Consider the following 12,851-nt stretch of genomic DNA (forward strand, 5'->3'; position numbering starts at 1 on the left):
CAGGAAAGGATTTGTGTCCGGTTCGTTCTCGATCGAGGAGACGGGCGACACTGGATTCACGGTTTTCTCCGGTCGGGCATAGGTGCTGCGATGAAACAGACGAATCGAGCAGAGAATTCGCGCGGGAAGCGCAGCGGGCACCGCTTCGTCGGGGTTGCCCGCGCATGGCAGATGCCACGGATTAGCTTTCACTCGAGGCCAACTCAGGAGACACAGGGGCCGTCGCGACTGTGAACCGGGCGGCCGGTCCGCACGGTGCCGTGCAGCGCAGTGCGGTGACCTCGGCGCCGATAGTGTGGATGCGCGATCATGCCCGTCCTAGTTCGATACCCGGAAAAGGCTCGGCGCTCAGCGTACGGCGGGTGTGCTGATGGTGTGCCGCGATTTGCTGGATTTGCTGGATCGCCCCGAGACGCGGACCGATGTCGGTGCGGTCGAGTATCGTTGACGTGTCTGCATTTCGGGGGTCGAGGGGTTCGCTCGTGCGCAGTGTCATCGGAATGACCATCACCGTCGTGGCTCTGCACGTCCTCGGCTGGGGGACGCTGCTGCTGTTCGTCGCGCCGAACCATTATGTGATCGACGGTTCGGTGTTCGGCATCGGTCTCGGGGTGACGGCGTACACGCTCGGCATGCGGCACGCGTTCGATGCCGACCACATCGCCGCCATCGACAACACCACTCGAAAATTGGTGGCGGAGAGCGGGAAGCAAAAGGTCCGGACAGTCGGCTTCTGGTTCGCGCTGGGCCACTCCACGGTCGTGTTCGTGCTCGTGGCCTTGCTCGCCTTCGGTGTGCGGGCGCTGGCGTCCACCTTGGCGGACGAGGATTCGGCCCTGCAACGCTGGACGGGCTTGTGGGGCACCAGCGTCTCTGGCACGTTCCTGATCCTGATCGGTCTGCTCAATCTGGCGTCGCTGGTCGGCATCTGGCGCGTGTTCCGGCAGATGCGCCGCGGCGAATTCGACGAGGCGCAGCTGGAACGGCAGCTGGACAGCCGGGGCCTGCTCAACCGGCTGCTGCGACCGGTGCTCGGCCTCGTCCGCAGGCCGCGGCACATGTATCCGGTGGGCGTGCTGTTCGGCCTCGGCTTCGACACCGTCACCGAGGTCGGGCTGCTCGTGATCGCGGGCGGCGCGGCGGCGACCGGGCTGCCCTGGTATTCCATCCTGGTACTGCCCGTGCTGTTCTCGGCGGGCATGGCGCTGTTCGACTCGCTGGACGGTTCGTTCATGAGCTTCGCCTACGACTGGGCCTTCGCCGAGCCGGTGCGGAAGATCTACTACAACTTGGTGATCACCGGACTGTCGGTGGCCGTGGCGCTGTTGATCGGCGGGCAGGAGATCGTCTCGATCTTCGCAGAGCGGCTCGAGGTCCGATCGGGCGTCGTCGCCTGGATCGGAAATCTCGACCTCGGTGATCTCGGGTTCATCATCGTCGGGCTGTTCGTGCTCACCTGGGCGGTCGCCGTCGCGGTGTGGCGTTTAGCCGGCGTGGAGCGGCGCTGGCAGGAGGGTCTGCCCGCACGGTGAGCACGGTGCGTGGTCTTCGACACGGCGACGGCCTTCCTGCGGCCATCGACATCTCTGGCAGGATGGTCGGCATGCTGTGTCGCGGGGTGCGGCGTTGGCTCTCCAGCGCTCTGATCAGTGCCGCACTCGTTTCCGGTGTGGTGTCATTCGGTGCACCCCAGGTCACGGCGGCGCCCGGCAATCCGCCGCCGGTCAACACCGGATCGTCGGACGGTCCCGGCCCGGCGGAGCCGACCAGTAAACAGCCCTCGACGCCGCGAATCGAGCGCATCGAACCGATCAACGATCGGTGGCTGCGGGTCTACGTCGCCTCGCCCGCGATGAGCCGGGTGGTCGAGGTGCAGGTACTGCTGCCACGCGACCAGTCGCGCCCGCGTCCCACCGTCTACATGCTCGACGGCCGCAGCGCGAGCCCCGACAGCAACAACTGGACCGAACTCGGGCACGCCGACCGTTTCTACGCCGACAAGGACGTCAACGTCGTGCTCACCGTCGGCGGGCCGGCCAGCTTCTACACCGACTGGCAGCAGCCGGACCCGGTGCTCGGCACCAACAAGTGGGAGACATTCCTGACCAAGGAGTTGCCTCCGCTGATCGACGCGAAGTTCGACGGCAACGGCACCAACGCGGTGATGGGCGTCTCGATGGGTGCGGAGGCCGCGATGATGCTCGCGTTCCGGCAGCCGACGCTCTACAAAGCCATCGGGGCGCACAGCGGCTGCTTCTCGATGGGCACCGACATCGGCCAGGCGCAGGCGCGGGCGGTGGTGGCCACCTACATGGGCGAGCCGGACAACATGTTCGGCAAGCAGGACGACCCGGACTGGCTGGCGCACGACGTCACCCTGCACGCGGACGCGTTGCGGGGCAAGACGATCTACCTGTCGGTCGGCAGCGGCCTGCCCGGTGTGCACGACGTGCCGGGGACGCCGAATGTCGACCTGCCCAGCGCCATCACGTTCGGCGGCCCGCTGGAGGCCGCCACCAACGCCTGTACCCGGCGGCTCACCGACCGGCTGCGGTCGCTCGGCATCCCGGTCACCGCGCACTTCCGGGCCACCGGCACGCACTCCTGGCCGTACTGGGAGGACGAGCTCGCCCTCTCCTGGCCCACGATCGCGCCCGCGATAGGCGTCCGCTAACCAAGGAACCGGGCGAGCACCTCCGGGGCGCTGGCGAAGCTCAGGAACAGGTCGTTCTCGTGCGGGTCGCCGATGGTGACGCGCACCCCGTCGGTCCCGTACGGCCGCACCAGCACCCCGGCCGCCGCGCTGGCCTCGCCGAACTCGGCGCTGCGCGCGCCGAGCGGCAGCCAGACGAAGTTCGCCTCACTCGGCGGCACCGGGTATCCCGCCGCCACCAGCGCGTCGCGCACCCGCTCGCGTTCGACGACCAGAACGTCCGTGCGATCCAGCAATTCGTGGCGTGACTCCAGCGACGCGATCGCCGCCGCCTGCGCGATCCTGCTCACGCTGAACGGGATGTGCACCTTCAGCAGCGCCGTGATCACGGCCGGATCGCCCACCGCGTAGCCCACCCGCAACCCGGCCAGGCCGTATGCCTTGGAGAAGGTGCGCAGCACAACCACATTGGGTCTGGTCCGGCCGATCTCGACGCCGTCGGGGCGGTCGGCGAGCCGGACGTATTCGTAGTACGCCTCATCGAGCACCACCAGCACGTGCGACGGCACGGCGTCGAGGAACCGGACCAGCTCGGTTCGGCCTACCGCGGTGCCGGTCGGGTTGTTCGGGTTGCAGACGAAGATCAACTTGGTCCGCTCGGTCACGGCGTCGGCCAGCGCGTCCAGATCGTGCACCTGACCGGCCGTGAGCGGCACTTGCACCGCGGTGGCGTTGCCCACCTTGGTCACGATCGGATACGCCTCGAACGAGCGCCACGCGTACAGCACCTCGTCCGACGGTGCCGAGCAGGTGATCTGCACCAGCTCCTGGCACAGCGCCACGCTGCCGCAGCCGACCGCGACATTCTCGAAGCCGACCCCGAGGAACTCGGCCAGCGCCGTCCGCAACTCGGTCACCTGATTGTCCGGATACCGGTTGGCCAGCTCGGCCGCTTCGGCGATGGCTTTGGCGGCGGCGGGCAGCGGACCGACGGTCGTCTCGTTGCTGGCCAGCTTGACCGCGCCGGGATTGCTGCGGCCGGGGGTGTACGCCGGGATCGATTCGAGGTCCGGCCGGATCTGCGCTGTCACACTCCAACCCTAATCGGCGCCGGAAAAGCCCGATCGGCGTACCGGAAATTCTTTGGGATATAGCCCCTCACGTGCAACTTCTACCGAAGTTCAGCAACTCGCCCTACGCTGGTTTCATGTCGGGCACCTACGACGATTTGGCCCCGCTGCGGGCGAGCGACCAGGAAGACGAGCGGCCGGCCAGCGGTGGGCAGGTGCCCATCACGGTGGTGGAGCCGGATGGAAACGCCCGCGGCGGCATCGTGCTGCTGCACGAGTCGCGCGAGTTCTCCGGCGCGTTACGCGACCTGATGAACGCGCTGGCCGGCGAGGGCTGGACGGTGGTCGCGCCCAAACTTTTCCATCGGGGCGACGGCGAACCCGGCGCCGGGGTCTTCGGCGACGAGCTGTTCGCGGACTTCGACGCCTGCTTCGACTGGCTCACCCGGCGGGGGGTGTTCCCCGACACCATCGGCGTGCTCGGGTTCGACTCCGCGGGCACCGCCGCGTTCCTGGTCGCGACCAATCGCCCGATCGGCGCCGCGGTGAGCGTCGCGGCGCACGGCATCACCGAGCCGCTTACCGAGCAGGCCGACGCCCTCGTGCGCGCCGCGCCCAACCTGCAGGCGCCGTGGCTCGGCCTGTTCGGCGTCGACGACCCATCCACCCCGCCCGCCCAGGTGGACGAGCTACGCGACGCGACCGCCCGCGCCGCGGTCGCCAGCCTGGTGGTCACCTACTCCGGCCTGCACCACCGGGCCGACACCTTCGAGGCGGACGACGGCGACGCGGTCGATTCGCAGACCAGAATCTTCGATTGGTTCGACAGCAACCTACGCTGACCAGCCGTTTTGTGATCTGGTCGGTAGCTCCTGTAACCTTTCTGCTCGGCGGTTCGAAAGGACCGGTGCCCTCGAAGAGAAGGCTCCAGGAGGCGTGCCAGAGCGGCCGAATGGGACTCACTGCTAATGAGTTGTCCCTTCACGGGGACCGGAGGTTCAAATCCTCTCGCCTCCGCCACACCCGGGAAACCGGGTACAACTGAATAACACATGCGCCCGTAGCTCAACGGATAGAGCATCTGACTACGGATCAGAAGGTTAGGGGTTCGAATCCCTTCGGGCGCACGCAGGTAGAAGGCCCCTCCGGTAGCAGCGGAGGGGCCTTCTCGCATTACATCCATGTAGGTGACGCTCGCGAGTGGCACACCAAGGAGACGGCTTCTCGGGCGATGCCGCAGTGGTGTGCCACTCGTGGTTACTTCCAGGCGGGGAGGGTGGGGAGGGGGCCGGTGAGGTCGGTGCCGGGGGCGCGGCCGAGGAGCCAGGCGGCGAGGGAGGCGGCTGGGCCGGAGATGGTGTCGGTGGGAGAGGGACCGATGGGGGCGGTGAAGTCGGTGTCGGTGGCCTGGATGGTGATGGCAAGGGGGGTGTCGGCGGTGAGGCGGGTGAGGTCGGCGGTGGCCTGGGGGAGGATGCGGGCTACGAATGAGGCGGGCCAGTCGGCGGGGTGGTAGTCCGCGTTCAGGTCTACGTGGTGAATTTCGACCTCCTGCAAGCGCATCCACAGGACTTCGGTTGCCGGGATGGGGCGGCCCTGGCGGGTGCGGACCTGTGCTCGCCATGCGTCGTCGGTGAGGGAGCGTGCGAGGCCGAGAAAACGGGTCGCGGCGACGTCGTTGTCGGCGAGCTGTTCGGCGAGTGGACGGGGTGCGCCCGCCTCGATGTCGGCGTCGCGCAGGAAAGGGCTGGCGTATTGCGGGATTTCGACGCCGGTGTGCGCCCACAACAGGAGGTTCACCAAGCTGTCGGCGTTGCGGGCGAGGTGCGCGAGGACGTGGCCGCGGGTCCAGCCGGGCAGGAGGGAGGGCTCGGTGACGGCGTGCTCGTCGAGGCCGCGGATGGTGTCGAGCAGGCGTGCGGTCGCCTCGGCGACGGTGTCGAGGTGCACGGGAGTCTGCGAGGCGGTGGTCACGGTTTCGACCCTAGCGATGCGAGACCCGGTCCGCCGCGAACGACGGGCCGGACCTGTCATCGGAACTGTTGTGGGCCTGCGTGTGTGCCGTCGGTCTTTACCGGTGTCGTCGGCGCTGGATGACGCACTGGACACCGGATGGCGTCGGCTCCGACAGGGGCTCAACGCCGGCGCTGCATGGAAGCCCGCAGCACCGACATCCGACAACTCCGTGGTCGCACTCGAGGGGAGATCGCCGGACCCCGGGCGTTTCGGTGCAGGGCGGTGAACCTCCGGCGTGCCGCCGTCGTGGGCGACAAACCGTGATTCCGCCCAGGACTGGCAGCGGGCTGGGGCGATCTGGGATGAGTGCGATCGCCGCTCGTTTCGCGCGACGATCCATCCGCTTCGGCGGCATGACGGCTCGCCAGTTCGGCAGGTAGCCGGACAGACCACGGCGGCCTGGAAGCCCGCTCGGCGATCTACCCGCCGACGATCGCGTCGGCCTCGATCTCGACCAGCAAGGCCGGGGTGATCAGCGCCTTGATCTCGTACATCGCCGTCGCGGGACGGATCTCGTCGAAGACCTCGGCGTGCGCCTTGGCGACCTCGGGCCAGCGGGCGATGTCGGTGACGAAGATGCGGGTGCGCACCACGTCGGCCAGGCTCGCGCCCGCCTCTTCCAGCGCCGCGGCGATGCGCCGCAGCGTTTCCCTGGTCTGCTCGCCGATGTCGTCGCCGCCGACCGCCGTGCCGCCGGGGGCCGACGCGGTCGTGCCGCTGACCGCGATGACATCGCCGAGCCGGACCGCCCGCGAGTAGCCGACGATGTCTTCGAACTCCGAACCCGATGCGATGTTCACGCGATCATTCATGGGCGACAGCATTCCACGGCGCTCGGCGCGGCCATGCGCAGGTTCCCGGCCCTCCACGATCACCGCGGCGGCCAGCGCGATCAACCACAGCGACATCGCGCCCACCTGGATCCGCTGGGCGATGCCGAGGGCGTAGTTCCCGGGCAGGTTGTCGGCCACCAGCATCCATACCGTCGCCAGCGAGCCGATCACCAGCACGACCAGCCCGGATTCGCGCAGCACCCGCCAGCGTCGATAGCGGAACGCGGCGAGGCTGAAGGCGAAGGCGGCGACCGCGATCGAGGTGACCGCCAGCGTGCTCGTCAGCGCGTGCGGCTGATGCAGTTGCGGAAATAGTTCGCTCGGGCCGCCGCACCCGCTCTCACCGGGGACGCAGTCGTGCAGCGGCAGCAGCACGTCGGCGACGGTCGCCGCGCCGAAGCAGAACAGCGCGATCCAGCCGACGTTGGTCAGTCTGCGGCGCGGGAACAACACCAGGCCCGCGATCGCCGCGGGCGCGAGGACCACCCCGACGATCAGGTCGGCGGTCGCGAACACCTCCCGGTACGGCTTGCCCTCCGCGTCCAGTTCGCTGAGGAACGTGTCGACCGGGTCGAGGTCGATGCCGAGCACGAACTGCAGCACCCAGGAGGAGTAGCAGATCCCAGCGATCGCGATCGCCGCGGCGACCAGCACCATCGCCGGTCGTACGCGCCGAACAGCGATCTTCGGGCCACTCGTCACGCCTTCATTCTGCTGGTCGCTCGAGCGCGCCGGACAGCGGCGGGCCGCACACGTCATTACCATCCGGCACACAGGGTCTTGTCAGCTTCGCCCGGCACGCTGGTCGACAGCTGCAACTCGAGGAGGTCCCCATGCTCGGTTTCGCGACTGCCGCCGCCGGAATCGCGGTCATGACGGTGATGGTGGCGTCGGGTTATCTGGCCGCCCACGCTCCGCGTTCACTCGTGCGGGTGCGACACCGCTGACAGCGCGGCCTGCACGCGGTCGGCCGCACTGACGGGATCTTCGTGCTCCCAGACGCGGACCACGTGCCATCCCGCGGCGATGAGCGCCGCGTCGGTGGCCCGGTCCCTGGCCACGTTGCCCGCCAGTTTGGCCGCCCACCACTCGGCGTTGTTCTTCGGGTCGGTGGCGTGTTGCGGGCAGCGGTGCCAGAAGCATCCGTCCACGTAGACCGCGATGCGCCTGCGCGGGAACACCAGGTCGGCGCGCCTGCGCTGTCCCCGGATCGGCGCGCGATCGACGAAGTAGCGCAACCCGCGCCGGTGCAGTTCCCGGCGCAGCGCCAGCTCCGGATCGGTTCCGGTGCGCCGTTGACGCGCCATCCTCGCGCTGGTCACCGCGTCGGTCGTGGGCCTGCGGGTCATGCCGCCCATCCACCCATCCGATCGAGATGGCTTTCCACGTCGGCGAGGAAGCCGGGCGGAAAGCGCAGACTGCCCATGGTGGTGCGGCGCAGGAATCCGGCCGTCGCGCGGGCGGAGAGCAACTGCGCGTCGGTGAGGAAGTGGGCCAGGTCCTCGTACGGCTCGTGCACCGGCCAGGTGGAAACCGGCACCCGATAGGCGGCACCGTTGTGTCCCCATGCGGCGACCGGCCACGGAGTGCCCGGCGACAGCGGTTGCTCGCCGGAGATCGGTGCGAGCGGAGCGGCCAGCCGGGACCCGACCCAGGCCGCCATTCGCACGCTCACCGCGTTGCCGACCAGTTTCCAGCGGTGGCCCTTCCTGATGCCGGGCACGTCGGTCGCGGGCGCCGTCCAGCCCGCGTCGAAACCTTGCAGACGTTCGGCGTCGGCGATGCCGGGCGTGACGATCTCCCCGGACGGCAGCCGCACCGCGGGCGGGCTGGCGATGCCGAGCGCGGAGCCGCCCTTCAGGGTCGGAACCGCGTTCACCGCCCAGCCAAGTCCGCGCACCCCCTCGGTCCAGTAGAAGCCGCACGGATCGATCTCGGGATCGCCGATCGCGCGGGGACCGGCGTCCTCGCCGAACAGCACCCCGCGCGGGTCCTCGGTGCGGGAGGCCAGCATCAGCACCCGCTGCCTGCGCTGGGGCAGGCCGAACGCCCGGGCGTCCACCACCCGGTAGGCCCAGGTGTAGCCGAGCTCGTCGAGCGCGCCCGTGATGTGCCGCATGGCCGCGCCGCGGCCGAGTTGCAGCATGAACGGCACGTTCTCGATCAGCAGCCAGCGTGGGCCCCGCTTCCGGCGGACCAGGCGGAACACCTCGTCGACCAGACCCGAGCGCGTGCCGGTGATACCGGCGGTGCGCCCCGCCTGGGAGAGGTCCTGGCACGGGAATCCCGCCGCGACCAGTTCCGTTCCCGCCGGGATGGCGCGGAGTCTGGTGATGTCGGAATGCAGCGGCACGTCCGGGAAACGGGCGGCGAGCACGCCTTGGGCTCCGGGCTCGATCTCGCACAGCAACTCGGTGTGCCAGCCGTGCCTGCCGAGGCCGAGCTCGAGTCCGCCGATCCCGGCGAACAGCCCGACCATCCGCGCGCCCGTCAACGACCTTCCCTTTCTCGCGTCCACACCGGACGCCGCCCGCGCGTCCTGTGCCCGGGGAGCAGGTTACTCGAGTCGTCCGAGGCGTTCCCCGAACATCGCGACCATCGTCCCCGGCACCTGGTACGGTCCGCGTGTCACGCCGTGCGATCGGTGCGCTTTTCCAATAATGCACAAGGGTGGTCGCACCCGGACGTGATGACCGGCCGATCCGCCTGCGCTCCAGTGCCATCCGCGCGGGCCGCCCACGATCCTGGTGGCGCGCTCGCGCATTGCTTTTGCTCGACGAAGTTCCAGAGCGACGCTAGGGAAAGTGAGCGAAACATGCAGATGCCTTCCACTAAAAACGGACAGTTTCCCTCGGTCGTGGTCACCAGCCTGGCGGCGACCACGTCCATCGCGGGTGACGTGGATTCCACGTGGAAAGGCTTGCTCAACGGCGACAGCGGTATCGACGTCCTGGAAGACGAGTTCATCGACGAATTCGAGCTGCCGGTCCGCATCGGCGGGCATCTGAAGGTGCCGCCCGCCGCGTATCTGGACGCCGCCGAGGCCCGCAGGCTCGCTTACGTGGAGCAGTTGGCCGTCGTGCTCGGGCGTGAGGTCTGGCGCAACGCGGGCAGCCCCGAGGTGGACACGCGTCGTCTCGGGGTGTCCATCGGCACCGGGCTCGGCGGCGCGGAGGCGATCATCCACGCTCGGGACAAGCTGCACAACGGCGGTTACCGCAAAGTGTCGCCGTACACGGTCCAGGCCGTGATGCCGAACGGCGCGGCGGCCTGCGTCGCGCTGGAGATCGGTGCGCGGGCCGGGGTGAGCACGCCGGTCTCGGCCTGTTCCTCCGGTGCGGAGGCGATCGCCAACGCATGGCGGATGATCGTCATGGGCGACGCCGACGTGATGGTCACCGGCGGCGTGGAGGGTTCCATCCAGGCGCTCGCGATCGCGGCGTTCACCATGATGCGCGCCATGAGCACCAGGAACGACGCGCCGAAGAGCGCCTCCCGTCCCTTCGACGCCGACCGCGACGGCTTCGTCTTCGGTGAGGCGGGCGCGCTGATGGTGCTGGAGACCGAGGAGCACGCCAAAGCGCGCGGCGCGACCATTCACGCCCGGCTGATGGGCGCGGGCGTCACCTCCGACGGCTTCCATCTGGTCGCGCCGGATCCCGAGGGCACCGGCGCCGCGCGCGCGATGTCGCGGGCGATGCGGACGGCAGGCCTGGCCAAGTCCGATGTCACGCACGTCAACGCGCACGCGACCGCCACTCCCATCGGCGACACGGCGGAGGCGCGTGCGATCGGCGAGGCCGTTGGCACCCATGCGTCGGTCTACGCGCCGAAATCGGCTCTCGGGCATTCCATCGGCGCGGTCGGCGCGCTCGAATCGGTGCTCACGGTACTCACCGTGCGGGACGAAATCATTCCGCCCACATTGAATTTGGACAATCAAGATCCCGAGATCGATCTGGATGTGGTGCACGGCGGAAGCAGGCCGGGCCGTATCGATTACGCCTTGAACAATTCGTTCGGTTTCGGCGGGCACAATGTCGCGCTCGCCTTCGGCCGGTACTGAGGGCCAGGTGGCCGGGACACCTGCTAGCCTTCCCGACGCTTCGTTATCGACCTGTGTTCGGTGTCATTGCACGGCCCGAGTGTCTGTGCGCTGGAAAAGGATAAGGCGATGATCGACGAAACTTTCGACGACTATCTGGACGATCAGGGCAATATCGAGATTCGTGGGGACAAGACCCTGATCGACTTCGTCGACAAGCACAGCGTGGAGAACGGCGACGACCTCGCCTACCGCTTCATCGACTACTCCCGGGAGCGGGACGGCGAATATCTAGAGCTCACCTGGCGGCAGTTCGGTGTGCGCCTGCGCGCGGTGGCGGCCCGGCTGCAACAGGTCACGCGCCCGGGCGACCGGGTGGCGATCCTCGCTCCGCAAGGACTCGACTACGTCGTTGCGCTCTTCGCCGCGGTGTACTCGGGGAATATCGCGGTTCCGCTGTTCGATCCGGAGGAGCAGGGCCACACCGACCGGCTGCACGCGGTGCTCGGCGACTGCAAGCCCGCCGCGATCCTCACGGTGGGCTCGGCGGCGAGCGGTGTGCGGAAATTCTTCCGGCACCTGCCGCCGCAGGAGCGTCCGCGGATCATCGCGGTGGAGGCCATCCCGGACAGTGTCGGCGCTTCGTGGGTGCGCCCGGACATCAACATCGACAGCGTCGCCTACCTGCAGTACACCTCGGGTTCCACCCGGACGCCCGCGGGCGTGGAGATCACCCACCGCGCGGTGGGCACGAATCTGCTGCAGATGATCGACGCCATCGGCGTCACCGAGAATTCGCGCGGGGTCACCTGGCTGCCGTTGTTCCACGACATGGGTCTGCTGGCCGTGATCCTGCCGACCGTCGGCGGCGGGTTCATCACCATCATGTCGCCGAGCGCGTTCGTGCGCCGTCCTTATCGCTGGATCAAGGAACTGGCCGCCGCGTCGGACGGCGCCGGAACCTTCGCCGCCGCACCCAACTTCGCGTTCGAGCACGCCGCGGCGCGCGGCAGACCCAAGCCCGGCGAGGAATTGGACCTCTCGAATGTGATCGGGCTGATCAACGGCAGCGAGCCGGTGTCGGTGTCGTCGATGAAGAAGTTCAACGAGGCGTTCGCGCCGTACGGGTTGCCGGAGACGGCGATCAAACCGTGCTACGGCATGGCCGAGGCGACGGTGTTCGTCTCCGCCACCAGGGCCGAGGACAAGGCGAAGGTGGTCTATGTCGATCGGGCCGAGCTGAACGCCGGGCGGATGGTCGAGGTCGCGGCGGACGCGGTCAACGCGATCGCACAGGTGTCCTGCGGATACGTCGCGCGGTCGCAGTGGGCGGTGATCGTGGACCCGGAGCGCGGCACAGAAAGGCGTGACGGCGAGGTCGGCGAGATCTGGTTGCACGGCGAGAACATGGGCACCGGGTATTGGGGCCGTCCCGAGGAGACCGCCGCCACCTTCCGTGCCGAGCTGACCGCTCGGTTGCCCGAGGGCAGTCACGCGGAGGGCACGCCGCAGGACGCCAATTGGATGCGCACCGGCGACTTCGGCGCGTACCTCGACGGCGAGCTGTACATCACCGGACGGGTCAAGGACCTGGTCATCGTGGACGGCCGCAACCACTATCCGCAAGATCTGGAGTTCTCGGCCCAGGAATCGAGCACGGCGTTGCGCCCCGGCTTCGTCGCGGCGTTCTCGGTACCCGCCAACGAACTGCCCGCGCTGGTCTTCGAGCAGGGCAGCCAGTCCGGTCTGAGGTTCGATGCCGAGGACACCTCCGAGCAGCTGGTGATCGTCGCGGAGCGCAATGCCCGCGCGGGCAAGCTCGAGCCGGAGCCGGTCGCCGACACGGTGCGTGCCGCGATCGCGCGCCGCCACGGCGTCATGGTCCGTGACGTGCTGCTGGTGCCCGCGGGGTCGATCCCGCGCACCTCCAGCGGCAAGATCGCCCGCCGCGCCTGCCGGGCAGCCTATCTGGAGGGCACGCTGCGCGGCGGCCACCAGCAGCAGGCTTTCCCGGACGCGCCGCAAGAGTGGGAGTCGGAGACCGCGGGCGTCGGCTAGAGCTAGGTCTCGAGGTAGCGGTCGCGATCGGTGACCCGCGGGTATCCGGCGATGAGCAGCCGGGAGCCCGGATCCGCGCGACTTGACCTCGAGTTCGCTAGAGGTTGTGAACTGGGCGAATGAGTGCCGAATCCGTCGCCGCGACGAGCCGTGGATGTCCGGCGGCGGCCGAAAAT

11 protein-coding genes, 2 tRNA genes and 1 pseudogene are annotated in these 12,851 nt (G+C 68.6%); 7 read left to right on the top strand and 7 right to left on the bottom strand.

Going from position 1 to position 12,851, the window contains the following annotated elements:
* Window positions 1-192: hypothetical protein (locus ACIHAX_RS29095; RefSeq protein ID WP_364437242.1), on the bottom strand; the 192-nt coding region annotated here is incomplete at its 3' end.
* Between the two features lie 308 nt (window positions 193-500).
* Between ACIHAX_RS29095 and ACIHAX_RS29100 the strand changes: the two genes are divergently transcribed.
* Together ACIHAX_RS29100 and ACIHAX_RS29105 are read left to right on the top strand one after the other, a co-directional pair.
* On the top strand, window positions 501-1,532 hold the full coding sequence (locus tag ACIHAX_RS29100) for a HoxN/HupN/NixA family nickel/cobalt transporter (RefSeq protein WP_397280733.1): 1,032 nt from the start codon (window positions 501-503) through the stop codon (window positions 1,530-1,532).
* A 5-nt stretch (window positions 1,533-1,537) separates the two neighbouring features.
* Window positions 1,538-2,674: an alpha/beta hydrolase family protein gene (locus tag ACIHAX_RS29105; RefSeq protein WP_355073051.1), complete on the top strand. Its 1,137-nt coding sequence runs from the start codon at window positions 1,538-1,540 to the stop codon at window positions 2,672-2,674.
* Here the strand turns inward: ACIHAX_RS29105 and hisC are convergent.
* Window positions 2,671-3,744: a histidinol-phosphate transaminase gene (gene hisC, locus ACIHAX_RS29110; RefSeq protein ID WP_364437249.1), complete on the bottom strand. Its 1,074-nt coding sequence runs from the start codon at window positions 3,742-3,744 to the stop codon at window positions 2,671-2,673. The two genes, ACIHAX_RS29105 and hisC, sit on opposite strands and share 4 nt — an antisense overlap.
* A 116-nt stretch (window positions 3,745-3,860) precedes the next feature.
* On the opposite strand from hisC, the gene ACIHAX_RS29115 reads away from it, so the two are divergent.
* The 3 genes from ACIHAX_RS29115 to ACIHAX_RS29125 all read left to right on the top strand — a co-directional run bounded on the left by ACIHAX_RS29115 (window position 3,861) and on the right by ACIHAX_RS29125 (window position 4,850).
* Window positions 3,861-4,565, top strand: a complete 705-nt coding sequence (locus tag ACIHAX_RS29115; RefSeq protein ID WP_355073048.1) for a dienelactone hydrolase family protein — start codon at window positions 3,861-3,863, stop codon at window positions 4,563-4,565.
* 88 nt (window positions 4,566-4,653) lie between these two features.
* Window positions 4,654-4,743 (top strand) — tRNA-Ser (locus tag ACIHAX_RS29120).
* Window positions 4,744-4,777: 34 nt separating this feature from the next.
* A tRNA-Arg gene (locus tag ACIHAX_RS29125) sits at window positions 4,778-4,850 on the top strand.
* 130 nt (window positions 4,851-4,980) lie between these two features.
* Here the strand turns inward: ACIHAX_RS29125 and ACIHAX_RS29130 are convergent.
* The 5 genes and pseudogenes from ACIHAX_RS29130 to ACIHAX_RS29150 form a co-directional block, all read right to left on the bottom strand.
* Complete coding sequence (locus ACIHAX_RS29130; RefSeq protein WP_397280736.1) at window positions 4,981-5,697, bottom strand: maleylpyruvate isomerase family mycothiol-dependent enzyme; 717 nt, start codon at window positions 5,695-5,697, stop codon at window positions 4,981-4,983.
* A 461-nt stretch (window positions 5,698-6,158) separates the two neighbouring features.
* Window positions 6,159-6,551 (bottom strand): RidA family protein, encoded by a 393-nt coding sequence (locus tag ACIHAX_RS29135; RefSeq protein ID WP_364437514.1) that lies wholly within the window; start codon window positions 6,549-6,551, stop codon window positions 6,159-6,161.
* Between the two features lie 126 nt (window positions 6,552-6,677).
* Window positions 6,678-7,337 (bottom strand): annotated as a pseudogene (locus tag ACIHAX_RS29140) (DUF998 domain-containing protein); the annotation flags it as partial.
* Window positions 7,338-7,492: 155 nt separating this feature from the next.
* Window positions 7,493-7,921 carry a very short patch repair endonuclease gene (locus ACIHAX_RS29145; protein ID WP_355073042.1) on the bottom strand — a complete coding sequence of 143 codons (429 nt, stop codon included), beginning with the start codon at window positions 7,919-7,921 and terminating at the stop codon, window positions 7,493-7,495.
* Window positions 7,918-9,051, bottom strand: a complete 1,134-nt coding sequence (locus ACIHAX_RS29150; protein WP_356963509.1) for a DNA (cytosine-5-)-methyltransferase — start codon at window positions 9,049-9,051, stop codon at window positions 7,918-7,920. Before ACIHAX_RS29150 ends, ACIHAX_RS29145 begins: the two co-directional genes overlap by 4 nt.
* A gap of 336 nt (window positions 9,052-9,387) precedes the next feature.
* Between ACIHAX_RS29150 and ACIHAX_RS29155 the strand changes: the two genes are divergently transcribed.
* Together ACIHAX_RS29155 and fadD32 are read left to right on the top strand one after the other, a co-directional pair.
* Complete coding sequence (locus tag ACIHAX_RS29155; protein ID WP_397280738.1) at window positions 9,388-10,638, top strand: KasA/KasB family beta-ketoacyl-ACP synthase; 1,251 nt, start codon at window positions 9,388-9,390, stop codon at window positions 10,636-10,638.
* A 108-nt stretch (window positions 10,639-10,746) separates the two neighbouring features.
* Window positions 10,747-12,675 carry a long-chain-fatty-acid--AMP ligase FadD32 gene (fadD32, locus tag ACIHAX_RS29160; RefSeq protein WP_397280740.1) on the top strand — a complete coding sequence of 643 codons (1,929 nt, stop codon included), beginning with the start codon at window positions 10,747-10,749 and terminating at the stop codon, window positions 12,673-12,675.
* Window positions 12,676-12,851: the final 176 nt, after the last annotated feature.

Origin of the sequence: Nocardia sp. NPDC051929, from assembly GCF_044548645.1 — a bacterium.
Lineage (GTDB): Bacteria > Actinomycetota > Actinomycetes > Mycobacteriales > Mycobacteriaceae > Nocardia > Nocardia sichangensis.